Source organism: Saccharothrix sp. AJ9571, from assembly GCF_021725495.1.
Taxonomy (GTDB): domain Bacteria; phylum Actinomycetota; class Actinomycetes; order Mycobacteriales; family Pseudonocardiaceae; genus Amycolatopsis; species Amycolatopsis magusensis.
On the sequence record NZ_CP091382.1, the window covers coordinates 725843 to 747638 of the forward strand.

Genomic DNA, 21796 nt, shown 5'->3' on the forward strand with positions numbered 1-21796 from the left:
AACCTCTCCTATCAGCGGTCAGCCGAGCCGCGGCCTAGTTCGTTGTCGATGAAGGCCAGCACCTCGTCGGTGCTCGCCGCGTGGATCCGCTCCGCCACCGGGGCCGCCTCTTCGGCCTTGCCCGCGCCGCCGACCTGGGCGAGCAGGTTCCGCAGCCGCGCGGCCACGCCCGCCCTGGCCAGTTCGCCCGCGTCGCTGGCCGAAAGCGCGCTCTCCAGCCGGTCGAGTTCCGCGAGCAGCGAGGGGCCCTCGTCCGGTGCCGTGCCGAGCAGTTCGGCCACCAGGAACTCGGCGAGCGCGGTGGGCGTCGGGTAGTCGAAGACCAGCGTGGCCGGCAGCACCGCGCCGGTCGCCGCGGCGAGGCTGTTGCGCAGCTCCACCGCGGTCAGCGAGTCGAAACCGAGCTGGCGGAACTCGCGGTCCGGCTCGATCGCGTCGGCCGAGGCGTGCCCGAGCACCACCGAAGCGTGCGTGCGCACCAGGTCCATCACGAACCGGACGCGCTCGTTGTCCCGCATCCCGGTCAGGCGCTGGGCCAGTCCGGCACCGCCACCGGCGCGGCCACCCGCGGTCCGGCGGCCGGTCCGCACCAGGCCACGCAGGATCGGCGCGATCGGCGCGTCGGACCGGGCGTTGCCGGTCCGCACCCGCAGCGGCACCAGTACGGCGTCGTCGCGGGCGGTCGCCGCGTCGAACAGGGCCAGGCCCTGTGCCAGCGACAGCGGCGGGGTGATCGAGCGCTCCATGCGCTCCACCGCACCCGCGTCCAGGCCGCTGGTCATGCCGCCGTCCTGGGTCCACGGGCCCCACGCCAGCGAGGTGGCGGGCAGGCCGAGGTCCCGGCGGTGGCGGGCCAGGGTGTCGAGGAAGACGTTCGCCGCGGCGTAGTTGCCCTGACCGGCGCTGCCCAGCACCCCGGAAACCGAGGAGTAGAGGACGAACGCGGCCAGGCCGAGGTCCTTCGTGGCCTCGTGCAGGTGCCAGGCGCCGTCGACCTTCGGCCGCATCACCGTGTCCAGGCGGTCCGGGGTGAGCGAGGCGACCACACCGTCGTCGAGCACACCGGCGGTGTGGATCACCGCGGTGAGCTCGCCGGAGATGCCCGCGAGCAGGGCGTCCACCGAAGCCCGGTCGGCCACGTCGCAGGCCACCACGTCCACGTCCGCGCCGTGGGCGGTCAGCTCGGCACGCAGTTCGAGCGCGCCGGGCGCGTCCTGGCCACGCCGCGAGGTGAGCACCAGGTGCCGCACCCCGCGTTCGCCGACCAGGTGGCGGGCCAGTTCCGCGCCGAGGCCGCCGGTGCCACCGGTGACCAGCACGGTGCCTTCGGGGTCCCAGTCCGGCGCCGGGGTGCCTTCGGCCGCCCTGGCCAGCCTGCCCACGCGTGGCGTGCCGTCGCGGACGACCACCTGCGACTCTCCGGAGGCGAGCAGCGCGGGCAGCATCGGCAGCAGGTCGAGCGAGTGGTCCTCGCCGTCCACGTCCACCAGCAGGAAGCTGCCGGGGTTCTCGGACTGGGCGGTGCGCACCAGGCCCCAGATCGGCGCGGCGGTCAGGTCACCACCACCGCGGGTCACGAAGAGCACGCGGGAGCGGGCGAACCGGCTGTCCGCCAGGTACTCCTGCACGATCCCGAGCACGCGCCCGGTGGTCTCGCGGACCAGTTGCGGCACGTCACCCTCGGCGCCACCGGTCACCGGCACGAGCACCAGGTCCGGCACGCCGTCCGATTCGGCGATCGTGTCCACCAGGGACTCGGCCGACGCGGAGACGTCGAACCCGGCGGACTTCACCGCGGCCCCGACCCCGAGTTCGTCGGCGCCGACCACGGCCCAGCGGCTGCCTTCCGGCACCGGCGCCAGTTCGGCGGGCACCGGCACCCAGTCGACGGTCAGCAGGGCTTCCTGCTGCGTACTAGCGGTCTCGCGGACCGCGACCAGCGGGCGCATGGCGAGCGATTCGACCGAGAACACCGGAGCGCCTTCGCCGTCGGCCGCGGCCAGGGAGACCGAGTCGCGGCCGGTCCGCTTGAGCTTGACGCGCAGCACCGTGGCACCGGAGGCGTGCAGCGACAACCCGCTCCACGCCGCGGGCGAGAGCCCGGCATCCAAGCCGTCCACATCGGCCAGATCGACCGCTTGGACCGCGGTGGCCAGCAGGGCCGGGTGCAGCCCGAAGTAGGCCGCGTCCGCCAGGTCCTCCGGCAGCTCGACCTCGGCGTACACCTCGTCGCCGGACAGCCACGCCTCCTTGAGGCCGCGGAAGGTCGCGCCGAACTGCGAGTCGTCGTACCAATCGGCGAGGTCCACGGCTTCGGCACCGGCGGGCGGCCATTCGGCGGGGAACTCGGCGATCCGCTCGCCGGTGGTCAGCACCCCGGTGGCGTGCGTGGTCCAGGTCTCCACCGATGTGCTGGCGTCGGCGGGCCGCGAGTAGATCTCGACGGCCCGGCGGCCTTGTTCGTCGGCGGTCCGGACCCACACCTGCAGCGCGACCGCGTCGCGTTCGCCCAGCACCAGCGGGGTGGTCACGGTCAGCTCCTCGACCCGGTCGCAGCCGACCTGGTCGGCGGCGCGGATCGCGACCTCGGCGAACCCGGTCTCCGGGAAGGTGGCCACGCCGTTCACCACGTGCTCGGAGATCCACGGCAGGGCCGACGGCGCGATCCGGCTGGTGAACACCACCCCGTCGGAACCGGCCACCGGCATCGCCGCGCCGAGCAGCGGGTGCTCGGCGGCGACCAGGCCGATGTCACCGACGTCGCCGCGGCGCGCGCCGGCCGTGGTCGGCCAGAAGTCCTCGTGCTGGAAGGGGTAGGCGGGCAGGTCGACGCGGCGGGCACCGGTCCCGGCGAACAGCGGCCGCCAGTCCACGCCGACGCCGCTCACGTGCAGCTTCGCCAGCGCGGTCAGTGCCGCCGTTTCCTCGTCGCGGTCCTTGCGGCACACCGGCACCAGCACGGCCTCCGGTGCGGACTCGGCCGCCATCGCGGTGAGTACCCCGTCCGGGCCCAGTTCCAGGAACGCCGTGACGCCCGCCTCGGTCATCGTCCGGACGCCGTCGGCGAACCGCACGGTGTCCCGCACGTGCCGCACCCAGTACTCCGGCGAGGTCACGTCCCCGCTGGTCGCCATCTTCAGCCGCGGCTCGGCGAGGGTCAGCCCCGCCACCACGGCACGGAAGTCGTCCAGCATCGGGTTCATCAAAGGTGAGTGGAACGCATGGCTGACCGGCAAACGCCTAGACTTGGCGAACTTCGCGGCCACCGCCTCGGCGGCTTCCTCGTCTCCGGCGATCACCAGCGACCGCGGCCCGTTGACCGCCGCGACGGACACGCCCTCGGGGAGCGTGAGTTCGTCCTCCGTGGCCTGGATCGCGATCATCGCGCCACCGGCCGGAAGGGCCTGCATCAACGAAGCCCTGGCGTTGACCAGCTTGCACGCGTCCTCCAGCGAGAACACCCCGGCGACGTGTGCGGCGGCGACCTCACCGATCGAGTGCCCGGCCAAGTAGTCCGGCTTGATGCCCCACGACTCGATCAACCGGAACAGCGCCACTTCGACGGCGAACAACGCGGGCTGCGCGAAACCGGTCTGGTTCAGCGCTTCCTGGTCCTCGCCCCACATCACGTCCCGCACGCGCGGGTCCAGCTGCGCGAGCACCGCGTCGAGCGCGTCGGCGAACACCTCGAAGCGGGCGTGCAGTTCGCGGCCCATGCCGATGCGCTGCGAACCCTGGCCGGAGAACAACACGCCGAGCGAGCGCTCGGTGGCCGACCCGCGCGCCACCTCGGTCGGACCGTCCTCAGTAGACAAGAGGACCGCGCGGTGGTCCAGGTTCGCCCGGCCGGTCACCACCAGCGAGTAGCCGGTGTCCAGCGGGTTTTCCTCGACCGCACGGATGCGGTCGAGCTGGGCATCCAGCGCGGACCTGGTGCGGGCGGACACCGGCAGCGGGACCACCGAGGGCGCCACCCGTGCCTGCTCGATCACCTGTGCCTGCGGCGGCGCCTGCTCCAGGATCACGTGTGCGTTCGTGCCGCTGATGCCGAAGGACGACACCCCGGCGCGGTACGGCCGGTCGACCTCGGGCCATTCCCGCGGCGCGGTCAGCAGCGACACCGCGCCCGAGGTCCAGTCCACATGGGACGAGGGGCGGGTGACGTGCATGGTTCGCGGCAACACGCCGTGCTGCATGGCCAGCACCATCTTGATCACGCCCGCGACACCGGCGGCGGCCTGCGTGTGGCCCAGGTTCGACTTCACCGAACCCAGCCACAGCGGTTCGTCGCGGTTGCGGCCGTAGGTCGCCAGCAGCGCCTGCGCCTCGATCGGGTCACCCAGCGCGGTCCCCGTGCCGTGTGCCTCCACCGCGTCCACATCGGACGGTTGCAGGCCGGCCGAAGCCAGCGCCTGGCGGATGACCCGCTGCTGCGAGGGGCCGTTGGGCGCGGTCAGCCCGTTGGACGCGCCGTCCTGGTTGATCGCGCTACCGCGGACCACGGCCAGGATCTTGTGCCCATTGCGTTCCGCGTCCGACAGCCGCTCGACCACCAGCACGCCGACGCCCTCGGACCAGCCCGTGCCGTCCGCGCCGTCGGCGAACGCCTTCGACCGGCCGTCCTGCGCGAGCCCGCCCTGCCGGTCGAACCCGCCGAAGCTGGACGGCGTGGTCATCACCGTGACACCGCTGGCCAGCGCCAGCGAGCATTCGCCGTCGCGCAGTGCCTTGGCGGCGAAGTGCAGTGCCACCAGCGAAGACGAGCACGCGGTGTCCACGGTGACCGCCGGGCCTTCGAAGCCGAAGGTGTAGGACAGGCGCCCGGAGATCACGCTGGCCGAGGTGCCGGTTCCGGCGTGGCCCTCCATGTCGTCCTGCGAGCGCATCACCAGGTGCTGGTAGTCCTGCCCGTTGGTACCGACGTAGACGCCGGTCCGGCTGCCGCGCAACGAGGTCGGGTCGATGCCCGCGCGCTCGATCGCCTCCCAGGTGCTCTCCAGCAGGAGCCGCTGCTGCGGGTCCATCGCCACCGCTTCACGCGGGGAGATGCCGAAGAACGAGGCGTCGAACCCGGCCACCCCGGGCAGGAAGCCACCGCGGCCGGTGGCACCGCTGGACGGGCCGTCGCCGGTGAGCCAGTCGCTTTCCCAGCCGCGGTCCTCGGGAAACTCGCTGATCGCGTCGCCGCCTTCGACCAGCAGCTGCCACAGGTCCTCGGGCGTGTCCACGCCCCCGGGGAACCGGCAGCTCAGGCCGACGATGACCACCGGTTCGTCGGTGACCTCCGCCGCGGCGGCGGGCTCGTCGAGCATGGAGCCCTCGCCGAGCAGTTCGGCGAGCAGGTATTCGGCGAGCACCTGCGGGGTCGGGTAGTCGAACACCAGGCTCGCGGGCAGCGTCAGCCCGGTCAGCGCGGCGATCTGGTTGCGCAGCTCGACCGCGGTGAGGGAGTCGAAACCGAGATCGCGGAACGCTTTGTCGACGCTGACCGCTTCCTTTCCGGAGTGCCCGAGCACCTCCGCGGCGCGGGTGCGCACCAGGTCCAGCACCGGCTCGACCCGCTGCTCACCGCTGAGGCCACGCAGGCTGCGCTGCAGGTCGGAGGCAGCGGAGGCGGCCTCGCGGCGCTCGTTCTCCACCTCGTCGAGCACGCGCCGGGCTTCGGGCAGCTCGGACAGCAGCGGGCTGGGCCGCATGCTCAGCAGGCCGTGCAGGAGCTGCGGCTGACGCAGTTCGGCGACCACCGTGGTGGCCGACGCGTCGGCGACGGCCTGCCACAGCGCGGTGATCGCCAGCTCCGGGTCGAGCGTGGCGGCCCCGGCGCGCTGCATCGCGTCGCCGGTCTTGCCCTGGTCGGCCATTCCGCCGCCGGCCCAGGCGCCCCAGGCGATCGAGGTGGCGGGCAGGCCGCGGTCGCGGCGCTGCTGGGCGAGGGCGTCGAGGACCGCGTTGGCCGCGGCGTAGTTGCCCTGGCCCGGGTTGCCGACCGCGCCGGCGACCGAGGAGAACAACACGAACGCGGCCAGGTCGCGGTCGCGGGTCAGCTCGTCGAGCACGTGGGCCGACGCGACCTTGGCCGCGAAAACGGCCTCGAAGCGTTCGGGCGTCAGGCTTTCCAGGACGCCGTCGTCGAGCACACCGGCCGTGTGCACGACCGCGGTCAGATCCGGGAGCCCGTCGAGCAGGGCGGCCACCGCGTCGCGGTCCGCCACGTCGCAGGCCTCGATGGTGACCTCGGTGCCCAGCGCGGTCAGCTCGTCGCGCAGTTCGGTGGCGCCCGGCGCGGCCGGACCGCGTCGGCTGACCAGCACGAGCCGGTCGATGCCCCGGCGGGCCAGGTCACGCGCCACCCGCGCACCCAGCGCGCCGGTGCCACCGGTGATCAACGCGGTGCCGGTCGGCTCCCAGATCGCGCGCTCACCCGAGGCCGCGATCAGTCGGCGGCCGAACACCCCGTGCGGCCGGACGGCCACCTGGTCCTCGGTTCCGGCAAACACCGCGGGCAACCGGCGCAGCACGCGGTCGTCCAGCTTCTCCGGCAGGTCGACCAGGCCGCCCCAGCGCTGCGGCTGCTCCAGCGCGGCGACCCGGCCGAGGCCCCAGACGGCGGCCTGGTCGGCGTGCAGCACCGGATCGGTGCGCCCGATCGACACGGCACCGCGGGTGACCGCCCACACGGGCGCGAGCACCCCGGCGTCACCGAGTGCCTGGAGCAGGGTCGCGGTCTCGGTGACCCCGACCAGCGAAAGCACGCGGTCGGCTGTGATCCCGGCCAGTCGCCCGGCCAGCGACGCGCGATCGGTGACCTCGACACGCGTCACGTTCTCGCCGAGCGAGCCGATCAGGGCGCCGGTCCAAAGGTCATCCGTGGTGTCGGCAGGCACGGCAACCAGCCAGCTGCCGGACAGCCCGGCGTCGGCGGGCGTGAGCTGCTGCCATTCCTCGCGGAACAACCACGAATCCACTGTGGACTGCGCGTGCCTGCGGGTGCGCCACGCGGAGAGCGCGGGCACCACGGTGGACACCGTGTCGTTGTCCAGTTCCAACGTCTCGGCCAGGCTTTCCAGGTCCTCGCGTTCGACCGCGGCCCAGAACGCCTGGTCGACCGGGTCCTGCCCGGCGCTGAACCGCGTGCCGAAGCCACCGCCCTCGACCCAGTAGTTCTCGTGCTGGAAGGCGTACGTCGGCAGGTCGGCCTGCTGCGCGCCGGTGCCGTCGAACCAGGCGGCCCAGTCGATCCGCACCCCGGCGACGTGCAGCCGGGCCAACGCGGTGAGCAGCGCGGTCTCTTCGTCGCGGTCCTTGCGCAGGGCCGGGACAGCGAGTTCGGCGACCGCGGCGGCCATGGCCGAGAGCGTGCTGTCGGGGCCCAGCTCGAAGTACGTCGTCTCGGCGTTCAGGTGGTCGGCGAAGCGCACGGTTTCCCGCACGTGCCGGACCCAGTAGTCGACGTTCGTGACATCGCCGGACATGGGGATGGTCGGCTCGTGGAACGTCAGGCCCTCGATGGCCGCCCGGAAGTCGTCCAACATCGGGTCCATCAACGGTGAGTGGAAGGCGTGCGAAACCTTCAACCGGCTGGTCTTCTCGAAGCCCGCCGCGATGGCCAGGACCGCGGCTTCCTCACCGGCGATGACCATCGAATCGGGGCCGTTGACCGCGGCGATCGAGACACCCTCGGTCAGGGTGATCTCGTCCTCGCGAGCCTTGATCGCCACCATGGCGCCACCGGCCGGCAGCGCCTGCATCAGCCGCGCACGAGCCTCGATCAGCGTGCACGCGTCCTCAAGCGAGAGCACACCCGCCACATGCGCGGCCGCGATCTCCCCGATCGAATGCCCAGCCAACGCATCCGGCTTCACGCCCCACGACTCGACCAACCGGAACAGAGCCACTTCCAGCGCGAACAACGCAGGCTGCGCGTTCCCAGTCTGGTTCAACGCGTCGGCGTCCTCGCCCCACATGACGTCACGGACGTCCAGGTATTCGAAGATCTCATCCAACGCGGTCCTGAACACCGGGAAACGCTCGTACAGCTCCCGGCCCATGCCGAGCCGCTGCGAACCCTGACCGGCGAACAGCAACGTGAGCTTGCGCGTGCCCGCGGTTCCCCGTGCCACCTCGGTTCCCCCGGCCAGCACCGCCCGGTGCTCGAAGCGGGAACGGCCGATGGCCAGCGAGTAGCCGATGTCGACGGGAGAACCGCTCAGCGCCCGGACGCGCTCGATTTGGTCGTCCAGCGCGGCCTCCGACTTCGCGGAGACCAGCCACGGCACCACCGCCGGGGTGAACGTGGGCTTCGGCTTGGCGATCTCGGTGACCGGCGCCTGCTCCAGGATGATGTGCGCGTTCGTGCCGCTGATGCCGAACGAGGAGATCCCGGCGCGATACGGCCGGTCCACCGCAGGCCATTCCCGCGGCGCGGTCAGCAGTGAGACCTTCCCGGCGTTCCAGTCCACATGGGACGACGGTTGCTCGACGTGCAGCGTGCGCGGCAGCACCCCGTGCTGGAGCGCCATGACCATCTTGATCACGCCCGCCACCCCGGCGGCGGCCTGCGTGTGGCCCAGGTTCGACTTCACCGAACCCAGCCACAGCGGCTCGTCCCGGTTGCGGCCGTAGGTCGCCAGCAACGCCTGCGCCTCGATCGGGTCACCCAGCGCGGTCCCCGTGCCGTGTGCCTCCACCGCGTCGACGTCCGAAGTGGACAGACCGGCGGTGGCGAGTGCCTGTCGGATCACGCGTTGCTGCGAAGGACCGTTGGGCGCGGTCAGCCCGTTCGACGCGCCGTCCTGGTTGATCGCCGAACCCTTGAGGACCGCCAGCACCTTGTGCCCGTGGCGCTGTGCGTCCGACAGCCGCTCGACCACCAGCACGCCGACGCCTTCGGACCAGCCGGTGCCGTCCGCGCTGTCGGCGAACGCCTTGCAGCGGCCGTCCTGCGCGAGCCCGCCCTGACGGGAGAACTCCATGAACATGCCCGGCGTGGCCATCACCGTCACACCACCGGCCAGCGCCAGCGAGCACTCCCCGTTGCGCAGCGCCTGCGCGGCGAAGTGCAGCGCCACCAAGGAAGACGAGCACGCGGTGTCCACGGTGACCGCCGGGCCTTCCAGCCCGAAGGTGTAGGACAGGCGCCCGGAGATCACGCTGGCCGACGTGCCGGTCCCGGCGTGCCCCTCCATGCTTTCCTGCGCGCCCATGACCAGCTGCGAATAGTCCTGGCCGCTCGTGCCGACGTACACGCCGGTCCGGCTGCCGCGCAGCGAACCCGGGTCGATGCCCGCGCGCTCGATCGCCTCCCACGAGGTCTCCAGGAGCAACCGCTGCTGCGGGTCCATCGCCACCGCTTCACGCGGGGAGATCCCGAAGAAGCCGGGGTCGAACCCGGCGACCCCGGGCAGGAAGCCGCCCTGGCCGGTGACGCTGCTGCCGGGACCGCCGCCCGCGAGCCACTCCAGGTCCCAGCCGCGGTCGTCGGGGAAGCCGCTGATCGCGTCCCGCCCGTCGACCAGCAGCTCCCACAGCTCCTCCGGCGAGTTGATGCCGCCGGGGAAGCGGCAGCTCAGGCCGACGATCACGATCGGCTCGTCGTCCACCTTCGCCGGTGCGGGCGCCTCATCCACGGGCTCGTCGTCACCGAAGACCTCCGTGTTCAGGAAGTCCGCGAGCACCAACGGAGTCGGGTAGTCGAAGACCAGCGTCGCGGGCAGGCTCATGCCGGTGGCCTGACCGAGGCGGTTGCGCAGTTCGACCGCGGTCAGCGAGTCGAAGCCCAACTGGCGGAAGTCGCGTTCGGTGTCCACCGCGTCGGTCGAGTCGTGGCCGAGCACGGCCGCGGCCTCGGTGCGGACCAGCTCGACGAGCGCCTTCACCCGCTCCTCGCGGCCCAGGCCCTCCAGCTTCCGCAGCGCGCCGCTGTTGCGCCCGCCGGCGGCGGCCTTGCGACGGCCCGTGGTCATCAGGCCGCGCAGCATCGGCGGCACCGCGAACGGCGCCGCGCTCGAACTGGTGACGATGCTGGCCGGCACGACCAGCGGCTCGTCCACGGTGATCGCCGCGTCGAACAACGCCAGGCCGAGCTCCACCGACAGCGCCGGGGTGCCCGCGCGGGCCATCCGCTCCAGCGCGGCGGCGTCCATGTCGCTCGCCATCCCGGCACCGGCCCAGGCACCCCAGGCCAGCGAGGACGCGGGCAGGCCCTCGGCCCGCCGCTGTGTGGCGAGCGCGTCGAGGTAGCTGTTGGCCGCCGCGTAGTTGCCCTGACCGGCCGCGCCCAGCACGCCGGAAATCGAGGAGTAGAGCACGAAATCGGCGAGGTCGAGGTCACGGGTCAGCTCGTGCAGGTGCCAGGCGGCGTCCACCTTGGGCCGCAGCACCTTGCTGATCCGGTCCGGGGTGAGTGAGCCGACCACCCCGTCGTCGAGCACACCGGCCGTGTGCACCACCGCGGTCAGCGGGTGCTCGGCGGGAATGCCCGCGAGCAGTTCGGCGACCGAATCGCGGTCGGCGGCGTCACAGGCCACCACGTCGACGTCGGCGCCGTGGGCGATCAGTTCGGCCTGGAGTTCGACCGCGCCCGGTGCGTCCGGGCCGCGGCGGCTGGTCAGCAGCAGGCGCCGGACCCCGCGGCTGCCCACCAGGTGCCGGGCCAGTTCCGCGCCGAGACCGCCGGTGCCACCGGTGATCAGCACGGTGCCCTCGGGCGCCCACTGGCCGGGCACGGTCAGCACGATCTTGCCGATGTGCTGGGCGCGGCTCATGAACCGGAACGCGTCCTTGGCGCGGCGCACGTCCCAGGTGCGGATCGGCAGCGGCTCGATGGCGCCGCTCGCGAACAGCGCCTTGAGCTCGTCGTGCATCTGCTGGACCCGGTCCAGCTCCACCCAGCCGAGGTCGAAGGCCTGGTAGGCGATGCCCGGCAGGCTCGCCGGGTCACGCAGGTCGGTCTTGCCCATCTCCAGGAACCGGCCGCCCTCGCCGAGCAACCGCAGCGACGCGTCGATCAGCTCCCCGGTCAGCGCGTTGAGCACCACGTCGACCTGCGGGAACTTCGCCTCGAAGCCCGCGTCACGCGAAGACGCGATGTGGTCGTCGTCGAGGCCGAGGCCGCGCAGGGTGTCCCACTTGCCCTCGCTGGCGGTCGCGTAGACCTCCGCGCCGAGGTGCTGGGCCAGCTGGATGGCGGCCATGCCGACGCCACCGGCACCGGCGTGCACCAGCACCTTCTCCCCCGGCTGGACCGAGGCCAGGTCGTGCAGCGCGTACCAGGCGGTGAGGAACACCAGCGGGTACGAGGCACCGGCCTCGAACGACCAGTCCTCCGGCAGCTTGGTCAGGAACCGCTCGTCGACCACGCCCTCCGGGCCGAACCCGCCGAACAGCATGCCCATCACCCGGTCGCCGGGCTGGAGGCCGACCACGTCCGGTCCGGTTTGGACCACGATCCCGGCGGCCTCGGCGCCGAACACCCCGGCCTCACCCGGGTACATGCCCAGCGCGTTCAGCACGTCGCGGAAGTTCAGGCCCGCCGCGCGGATCGCCACGCGCACCTGGCGCTCGGCCAGCGGCTCCAGCAGGTCGGGGCAGGGCGCGAGGATCAGCTCGTCCAGGCTGCCCTTGTTCACCGTGGCCAGGCGCCACGGCGTGTGCTCCGGCGGCACCAGCGCCGGGCTGGCCGAAAGCCGGGCGAGGCGGCCGAGGTGAGCGGCCCCGGCCCGCAGCGCGACCTGGGTCTCCCCGAGTTCCAGCAGTTCGGTGAGGTTGTTCAGCACGGCCGCGGATTCGGCCGTGTCGTCGAGGTCGGCGAGCAGGAAGCGGCCGGGGTTCTCCGCCTGCGCCGAGCGCACCAGGCCCCAGACCGCCGCGGCGGCCAGGTCGCGGACCGCTTCACCGGCGACCGCGGTCGCACCCCTGGTCACCACCACGAGCGGCTTGCCGGACTCGTCCGCCAGCGCGTCGCGGACGACTTCCTGCGCGCGGGCGGTCAGTTCGTGCACGGCTTCGATGCCTTCGGAACCGGCGAACTGCACCAGGAGCGCTTCGGCTTCCTCGGCTGCGTCATCGTCGATGGTCGCGGTGAGGCCGAAGAGATCCTCGCCGAGGAGTGCCCACTTCGCGGCGGGCCGGTCGGCGGCGAGTTCGGCCGCGGACCAGTCGACCACGAACAGCGAGTCGCCGACCCGGCCCTGCTGCTGGGGTGCCTCGTCGACCGAGGAGTGCCGCAACGACAGGGATTCCACCGAGAGCACCGGCGCGCCTTCGACGTCGACCGCGGTCACGGACATCGAATCGGTGCCCGTGCGGGAAAGCCGGACGCGCAGCACCGAAGCGCCCACCGCGTGCAGCGACGCGCCGTGCCAGGCGAACGGCAGGCCGTGGTCCTCCTCGTCGAAGAAGACGATGGCGTGCAGGGCGGCGTCCAGCAGCGCCGGGTGCAGCCCGTAGGCGGCCGCGTCCTCGACGTGCTCCGGCAGTTCGACCTCGGCGTAGACCGCGGATTCGGTGCGCCAGACCGCCTTCAGGCCCTGGAACACCGGCCCGTAGCTGAGGCCGCCCTGCTCGGCGAGGCGGGCGTAGTGCCCGTCCAGCTCGACCGGCTCGGCCCCGGCGGGCGGCCATTCGTCGATGCGCTCGGCCTCGGATTCACTGTTGCTCAGGGTGCCGCCGACGTGGTGCGTCCACTCGCGGCCGGTGCCGTCGGCGGGCTGCGCGTACACGCCGACCTCGCGGCGGCCGTGCTCGTCGACCTCGCCGACGCGGACCTGCACCGCGACGCCCGAGCGGTCGTCGAAGGCCAGCGGCACCATCAGCGCCAGCCCTTCGACGCGGTCGCAGCCGACCAGGTCGCCCGCGCGGATGACCAGGTCCAGGAAACCGGTGCCGGGGAAGACCACCCGGCCGCCGACCTGGTGATCGGCCAGCCACGGGTGCGTGTTCAGCGCGAGCCTGCCGGTGAGCACGATCTCGTCCGAACCGGCGACCGCCATCGCGGCGGTCAGCAGCGGGTGCTTGGTGGAGAACAGGCCCAGCCCGGCGACGTCCCCGGCGCGCCCGCCGGTCGCCATCGACGGCCAGCACTTCTCGTGCTGGAAGGCGTAGGTCGGCAGGTCGACGCGGCGCGCGCCGGTGCCGGTGAACCAGCTCTTCCAGTCCACCGGGACGCCGTTGACGTGCAGTTTCGCCAGTGCGGTCAGCGCGGCGGCCTCTTCGGGCCGGTCCTTGCGCAGCACCGGCACGACGACCGCGTCCGGCGCCGACTCGGCGACCATCGCGGAGAGCACCCCGTCGGGGCCGAGTTCCAGGAAGACGCCGACGCGCTCGGCGGCCAGGGTGGACACCGCGTCGGCGAACCGCACGGTGTCGCGGACGTGCCGCACCCAGTACTCGGGCGAGGTCACGTCGCCGCTGGTGATCACCGGGATCCGCGGCTCGTGGAAGGTCAGCCCCTCGATGGCCGCACGGAACTCGTCCAGCATCGGGTCCATCAGCGGCGAGTGGAAGGCGTGGGAAACCTTGAGCCGCGAGGTCTTCTCGAAGCCTTCGGCGATGGCCAGCACCGCGGTCTCGTCACCGGCGATGACCACCGACGACGGCCCGTTGACCGCCGCGATCGACACCCCATCGGTGAGAAGCGGGGTGACCTGCGCTTCGGTGGCGCGGATCGCCACCATGGCTCCCCCGGTCGGAAGCGCCTGCATCAATTTCGACCTGGCGGTGACCAGCGTGCAGGCGTCCTCAAGCGACAGCACTCCGGCGACGTGCGCGGCGGCGATCTCACCGATCGAGTGGCCCGCGAGGAACCGCGGCTTCACGCCCCACGACTCGACCAGCCGGAACAGCGCCACCTCGATGGCGAACAACGCGGGCTGGGTGTAGCCGGTCTCGTTCAGCCGATCAGCCGACCCGCCCCACATCACCTCGCGCACGTCCGGGTCCAGGCCCGCGAGCACGCTGTCCAGCGCCTCGGCGAACACCGGGTACCGGGCGTGCAGTTCGCGGCCCATGCCGAGCCGCTGCGAACCCTGGCCGGAGAACAACACGGCCAGCGGGCGCTCGGCCGCGGTGCCCCTGGCGACCTCGGCCAAACCATCCTTTGTGGACAGCAGGACCGCGCGGTGCTCGAGTTCGGTGCGCGTGGTGACCAGCGAGTACCCGGTGTCCAGCGCGGAATCGCCACCCAGGAAGGCGCGGACGCGCTCCAGCTGGCCGTCGACCGCCTCCGGGGTTTTCGCCGAGACCACCAGCGGCACGATCTCCGGCTCGTCCCGCTCGGGCAGTTCGGCCTCGACCACCGGCGTGTGCTCGAAGATCACGTGCGCGTTGGTACCGCTCAGGCTGAACGAGGACACCCCCGCGCGGCGGGCGCGGTTGACCTCCGGCCATTCGGTGGCCTCGGTGACCAGCTCCACCGCACCGGCGTTCCAGTCCACATGGGACGTCGGCTGGGCCACGTGCAGCGTCTTCGGCACCACGCCGTGACGCAGCGCCAGCACGGTCTTGATCACCCCGGCGACACCGGCGGCGGCCTGCGTGTGGCCCAGGTTCGACTTCACCGACCCGAGCAGCAGCGGGCGCTCACGGTCCTGGCCGTAGGTGGCCAGCAAAGCCTGCGCTTCGATCGGGTCGCCCAGCTTGGTACCGGTGCCGTGGGCTTCGACAACGTCCACATCGGACGCGGCGAGCCCGGCTCCGGCCAGCGCGGCCCGGATGACCCGGCGCTGCGACGGCCCGTTCGGCGCGGTCAGCCCGTTCGAGGCACCGTCCTGGTTGACCGCGCTGCCGCGCAGCGTGGCGAGCACCTGGTGGCCGTGGCGGCGGGCCTCGGACAGGCGCTCCAGCACCAGCACACCGACGCCCTCGGACCAGCTCGTGCCGCCGGCGTCGTCGGAGAAGGCGCGGCACCGGCCGTCCGGCGCGAGCCCGCCCTGCGCGGTGAACCCGGCGAAGCTCATCGGCGTGCTCATCACCGCGACGCCACCGACCAGCGCCAGTGAGCTTTCCCCGGTGCGCAGCGACTGCGCGGCCAGGTGCAGCGCGGTCAGCGACGAGGAGCACGCGGTGTCGATGGTCAGCGACGGGCCGACGAAACCGAAGCTGTAGGAGACGCGGCCGGAGATGACCGCGGCGGCGAGACCGGTGCTGGCGTGGCCTTCGAGGTCCTCGTTGGCCCGCAGCACCACGTTCGTGTAGTCCTGCCCGCCGGTGCCGATGAACACCCCGGTCTGCGAGCCGCGCAGGTCGGCGGCGTCGATCCCGGCGCGCTCGATGGCCTCCCAGGACACTTCCAGCACCAGGCGCTGCTGCGGGTCCATCGCCTTGGCCTCACGCGGTGAGATGCCGAAGAAGCCGGTGTCGAACCCGGCCATGTCGGCGAGGAAGCCGCCCTTCGCGCCCTCGGTGCCGCCGGTCGGGTCGGACTCCCAGCCGCGGTCCGGCGGGAAGTCGGTGATCGCGTCCCCGCCGTCGAGCAGGAACTGCCAGAGGTCCTCCGGCGAGTCGATGCCACCGGGGAACCGGCAGCTCATGCCGACGATCACCACCGGGTCGTCGGCCGTCCCGGTGCCGTGAATGTGGCTTTCACGGCCGATTTCGCCGTGAATGTGGCTTTCACGGCTTCCGACCAGTTCGTCGAGCAGGTATTCGGCCAGCACGCGCGGGGTCGGGTAGTCGAAGACCAGCGTGGCGGGCAGGGTCATGCCGGTGGCCGAGCCGAGGCGGTTGCGCAGTTCGACCGCGGTCAGCGAGTCGAAGCCGAGCTGGCGGAACTCGCGGTCGACGCCGATCGCGTCGGGCGAGCTGTGCCCGAGCACGGCCGCCGCTTCGGTGCGCATCATCTCGGTCAGGTGCCGGATCCGCTCGTCCTCCGGCATGCCGAGCAGTTGCTGGGCCAGGCCCTCGCCACCGCTGGTGCCGCTGGCCGCGGTGCGGCGGCCGGTGCGCATCAGGCCACGCAGCAGCGCGGGCACGTGGCCCTGCGCCGGTCCGGCCTGGCCCGCGCCGCCGTTGAGCGCCACCAGCAGCGGTTCGTCGCAGCCGATGGCCGCGTCGAACAGGGCCAGGCCCTGCTCGACCGACAGCGGGTTCGTCGACTCGCTCATCCGCCGCATGTCGGCGTCGCTGACCGTGGCGGTCATGCCGATCTCCGGCGTCCACGCGCCCCACGCCACCGAGGTCGCCGCCAGTCCTTCGCTGCGACGGCGGTGGGCCAGCGCGTCCAGCCACACGTTCGCGGCCGAGTAGTTCGCCTGCCCGGCACTGCCCATCACCCCGGAAACCGAGGAGTAGAGCACGAAACCGGCCACGTCGAGGCCGCGCGTCAGCTCGTGCAGGTGCCAGGCGGCGTCCACCTTCGGCCGCAGCACGGTGTCCAGGCGCTCGGGCGTCATCGAGCCGACGATGCCGTCGTCGAGCACCCCGGCGGTGTGCACCACGGCGGTCAGCGGGTGCTCGGCGGGAACGGTCGCGAGCAGGCTTTCGAGCGCGTCGCGGTCGGCGACATCGCAGGCGGCGATGGTGACACTGGCGCCGGCCTCGATCAGCTCGTCCCGCAGTTCCACCGCCCCGGCCGCGTTCTCCCCGCTTCGGCTGACCAGCAGCAGGTTGCGCATGCCGCGGGTGGTGACCAGGTGACGCGCGAGCACCCCGCCCAGGCCGCCGGTGCCACCGGTGATCAGCACCGTGCCGTCGGGGTCCCAGCCGGGCGGCACGGTCAGCACGATCTTGCCGATGTGCTGGGCGCGGCTCATGAACCGGAACGCGTCCCGCGAGCGGCGCACGTCCCAGCTGACGATCGGCAGCGGCCGGATCGACCCGGCGGCGAACAGCTCCTTCAGCTCGGCCAGCATGGCGCCGATCCGGTCCGGGTCCACCCAGCCGAGGTCGAACGCCTGGTAGCGGACCTCGGGCAGGCTTTCCGGGTCTCGCAGGTCGGTCTTGCCCATCTCCAGGAAGCGCCCGCCCGGCACGAGCAGCCGCAGCGAGGCGTCGATGAACTCGCCGGCCAGCGCGTTGAGCACCACGTCGACCTGCGGGAACTTCGCCTCGAAGTCCAGCGAGCGCGAGGAGGCGATGTGGTCTTCTTCGAGACCGAGTGAGCGCAGGGTGTCCCACTTGCCCTCGCTGGCGGTCGCGAAGACCTCCGCGCCGAGGTGCTGCGCGAGCTGGACCGCGGCCATGCCGACCCCACCGGCACCGGCGTGCACCAGCACCTTCTCGCCCGGCTGGAGGTCGGCGAGGTCGACCAGCGCGTAGTAGGCGGTGAGGAAGACCAGCGGGATCGACGCGCCGGTCTCGAAGGAGAACTCCTCGGGCAGCTTGGTCAGCAGGCGTTCGTCGACCACGCCCAGCGGGCCCATGCCGCCGAACAACATGCCCATCACGCGGTCGCCCGGCCGCAGATCGGTGACCTCGGGGCCGGTCTCGACCACCACACCGGCGGCCTCGGAGCCGAACAGGCCCGCGTCACCGGGGTACATGCCCAGCGCGTTCAGCACGTCGCGGAAGTTCAGGCCCGCCGCGCGGACGGCGATCCGGACCTGACGGCCCTCCACCGGGTCCAGCAGTTGCGGGGCGGGTGCCAGGGTGAGGCCGTCGAGGCTGCCCTTGCGTCCGCTGTCCAGGCGCCACGGCACGCCGACCGGCGGCACCAGCGCGGTGCCGGCGGCCAGCCGTGCGAGCCGTCCGACGTGCAGTTCCCCGTCGCGCGCGGCGATCTGGGTCTCTCCGTTGGCGCGCAACGCTGGCAGGATGCCCAGTACGTCGGTCTCGGCTTGGTCGAGGTCGAGCAGCAGCAGGCGGCCGGGGTTCTCCGACTGGGCCGTGCGCACCAGGCCCCACACCGCGGCGGCGGGCAGGTCGTCCACGTTCTCGTCCCCGGCGGCGACCGCGCCCCGGGTGACCACGACGAGGCAGGAGTCACCGAAGCGCTGGTCCGCCAGCCAGTCCTGGACGGTGCCGAGCACGCGGGCGGTCAGCTCGTGGACGGCTTCGGCGCCGTCGCTCTCGCTCGCCACGGGCCACAGCACCATGCCCGGCACGCCGCCGGAGAGCTCAGCCAGTTCGTCGAGCGACGCCACCCGGGAGCCGCCGGTCGCGGCGACCGCGGCACCCAAGGCCGCTTCCCCGGTACCGAGCACCGCCCATCGAGTGTCCTCTGTGGACTTCGCACCGGGCTGGGTGACCCAGTCCAGGCGGAACAACGAGTCCAGCTCACTCTGCGCGCGGGCGGTCGATTCGGCCGTGGCCGAGCGCAGCGCCAGGGATTCCACGGACAGCACGGGCTCGCCCTGGACGTCGACGGCGGTCACCGAGATGGCGTCGTCGGCCGTGGCGGCCAGGCGCACGCGCAGCGTCGAGGCGCCGGACGCGTGCTGTGAGACCCCGCTCCACGAGAACGGCAGCAGGCCGCTGTCCTCACGGTCGGGGTGCACGAAAAGGCTGGCGTGCAGGGCGGAGTCGAGCAGCGCCGGGTGCACGCCGAACTCACCGGCGTCCTCGACACTGTCCGGCAGGGCCACTTCGGCGAAGATCTCGGCAGTGTCTCCACCGCCCTGCCACACGTTCTTGACGCCCTGGAACACCGGCCCGTAGGTCAGCCCGGTCTCGGCGAAGCGCTCGTAGAACCCGTCCAGGTCCAGCGCCCGCGCCCCGGCGGGCGGCCATTCGGCGGCGTCGAAGGGGGCGACCGCGGCACCGTCGCTGAGCGTGCCGCCGGCGTGCTGCACCCACGATTCGGCGTTGCCGTGCTGCGAGTGCACGCTGACCGGGCGACGGCCGGCGGCATCCGGCGAACCGACCCACACCTGCACGGTCACCGAGGTCTTCTCGGCGAGCACCAGCGGGACCACGAGGGTCAATTCGTGCACGCGATCGCAGCCGACCTGATCGGCCGCACGCAGGGCGAGTTCGAGGAAACCGGTGCCCGGGAACAGGACCGCGCCACCGACGGCGTGATCGGCCAGCCACGGGTGGCTCTCCAGCGACAGCCTGCCGGTCATGATCAACTCGCCGGAACCGGCCACCGTGGTGGCCGCGCCGAGCAGCGGGTGTTCCGCGGAGTCCAGGCCCAGCCCGGAGATGTCGCCGGAGCGCACGGACACCGACGGCCAGTACTTCTCGTGCTGGAAGGCGTAGGTCGGCAGCGCCACGCGACGCGCACCGGTGCCGTCGAGCACCGCGCTCCAGTCCACGGTGACGCCGCTGACGTGCAGTTTGCCCAGCGCGCCGAGGATCGCGGCTTCCTCACCGCGGTCCTTGCGCAGCGCCGGGGCCACGGGCAGGTCCGCGCTCTGCTGCGCCAGCCCGGCCAGCGCGCCGTCCGGCCCGAGTTCCAGCAGCACACCGGCACCGGCGGCGGCCAGCGCCCGCACCCCGTCGGCGAAGCGCACGGCTTCGCGCACGTGCCGCACCCAGTAGTCCGCCGAGCGCAGTTCGTTCGCGGTGGCGAGTTCGCCGGTCAGGTTCGAGACCACCGGGATCGTGGGCTCGGCGTAGGCGATGCCCTCGGCGAACCGGCGGAACTCCTCGAGCATCGGGTCCATCAGCGGCGAGTGGAACGCGTGGCTCACCTTCAGCCGCGTGGTCCGCTCGAAGCCTTCGGCGATGGCCAGCACGGCGGCCTCGTCACCGGCGATGACCACGGACGACGGCCCGTTGATCGCGGCGATCGAGACGCCTTCGGTGAGCAGCGGGGTGATCTCGTCCTCGGTGGCCTTGATCGCCACCATCGCCCCACCGGTCGGGAGCGCTTGCATCAACCGCGCACGAGCGGCGACCAGCCCGGCGGCGTCCTCCAGCGAGAACACCCCCGCGACATAGGCGGCCGTGATCTCGCCGATGGAGTGCCCGGCGACGAAATCCGGTGCCAGGCCCCAGGATTCGGCCAGCCGGAACAGCGCCACCTCGATGGCGAACAACGCGGGCTGCGTCCAGCCGGTCTGGTTCAGGAGTTCGGCGTCGTCACCCCAGACGACGTCCCGCAGCGAGCCGTCGAGGTGCCGGTTCAGCTCGGCGAGCACCTCGTCGAAGGCACTGGCAAAAGCCGGGAAGCGGCCGTACAGCTCCCGGCCCATGCCGATCCGCTGCGCGCCCTGACCGGAGAACAACACGCCCAGTTTGGCGCGCCCGTTGACCTCACCGGTCACCACGCCCGGCGCGGTCCCGTTCTCGACCCACCCCGAAAGCGACCCGCGCAGTTCCTCCAGGCTCCCGCCGACCACGGCGAGCCGGTGTTCGAAGCTGGTCCGGGTGGTAGCGAGTGAAAACGCGAGGTCCACCGGCCGCTCGGAGTCCACAAAGGACAACAGCGAGGAGACCTGGTCCTGCAGCGCCGACGGCGTCCGCCCCGCCAGCACCCACGGCACCACAGCGGGCACAGGTACGTCGGGCAGCGGCTCAACGGTCATCGGCGGCGCCTGCTCGATGATCGCGTGCGCGTTGGTGCCGCTGACCCCGAACGAGGACACGGCCGCGCGGTACGCCCGGCCGGTCTCCGGCCACGCCGTGGCCTCGGTGAGCAGCCGGACCGCGCCGGTGGTCCAGTCGACGTGGGTGGACGGCTTGGCCACGTGCAGTGTCTTCGGCACCAGGTCGTGCCGCATGGCCATGACCATCTTGATCACCCCGGCCACGCCCGCCGCCGCCTGCGTGTGCCCGAGGTTCGACTTGATCGAACCGAGCAGCAGCGGGTGTTCGCGGTTCTGGCCGTAGGTGGCGAGCAGGCTGCGCGCCTCGATCGGGTCACCCAGCGGGGTGCCGGTGCCGTGGGCTTCCACGACGTCCACATCGGCCGGTGCCAGGCCGCAGCGGTCCAGCGCCTGCCGGATCACGCGCTGCTGCGCGCGGCCGTTGGGCGCGGTGAAGCCGTTCGACTCGCCGTCGGAGTTGACCGCGGAACCCCGCACCACGGCGAGCACCTCGTGCCCGTTGCGCTGCGCGTCGGACAACCGCTCCAGCACCAGCAGGCCGACACCTTCGGACCAGCCGGTGCCGTCGGCGTCATCCGAAAACGCCTTGCAGCGGCCGTCGCGCGCGAGCCCGCCCTGACGGCTGAACTCCACCAGCGAACCCGGGGTGGCCATGATGTTCACGCCGCCCGCCAGCGCCAGCGAGCATTCGCCGTTGCGCAGTGCGTGCGCGGCCAGGTGCAGGGCCACCAGCGAGGACGAGCACGCGGTGTCGACGGTGACGCTCGGGCCTTCGAGGCCCAGTTCGTAGGAGACGCGGCCGGAGATCGCGCTGGCCGCGATGCCGGTGCCGATGTCCCCGGTGGCGTCGGCCACCGAGCGGACCATCAGGTGCGAGTAGTCCTGCCCGTTGGTGCCGACGAACATGCCGGTCCGGCTGCCGCGCAGCTTCGACGGGTCGATCCCGGCCCGCTCGATGGCCTCCCAGGTGGTCTCCAGCAGCAGGCGCTGCTGGGGGTCCATGGTGACCGCCTCACGCGGCGAGATGCCGAAGAAGCCGGGGTCGAAGTCGGCCACCCCCGGCAGGAACCCGCCCTGCAGGCTCATGCTGGTGCCGCGCTCGTCGGTCTCGGCGGACGCCAGCGACTCGGTGTCCCAGCCGCGACCGGCGGGGAAGCCGGAGATGGCGTCCCCGCCGGAGGCCACCAGCTCCCACAACGCCTCGGGCGAGTCGATGCCGCCGGGGAAGCGGCAGCTCATCGCCACGATCGCGATCGGCTCCGAAGCGGCGGCCACCAGTTCGCGATTCTGCCGGCGCAGCCGCTCGGCGTCCTTCATCGCGACCCGGAGCGCTTCGACAACCTTCTCGTTGGGCGCGTTCATGCTCTGAC

Annotated in this window: 1 protein-coding gene; it reads right to left on the reverse strand. The window is 72.4% G+C overall.

Annotated elements, in window-relative coordinates:
• Window positions 1-11: 11 nt before the first annotated feature.
• Window positions 12-21788: a type I polyketide synthase gene (locus tag L3Q67_RS03055; protein ID WP_499188082.1), complete on the reverse strand. Its 21777-nt coding sequence runs from the start codon at window positions 21786-21788 to the stop codon at window positions 12-14.
• Between the last annotated feature and the right edge of the window lie 8 nt (window positions 21789-21796).

Excerpts from the sequence above, each read along its gene's own strand:
- L3Q67_RS03055 (WP_499188082.1), bottom strand. The coding sequence starts at position 21,788 with ATGAACGCGCCCAACGAGAAGGTTGTCGAAGCGCTCCGGGTCGCGATG.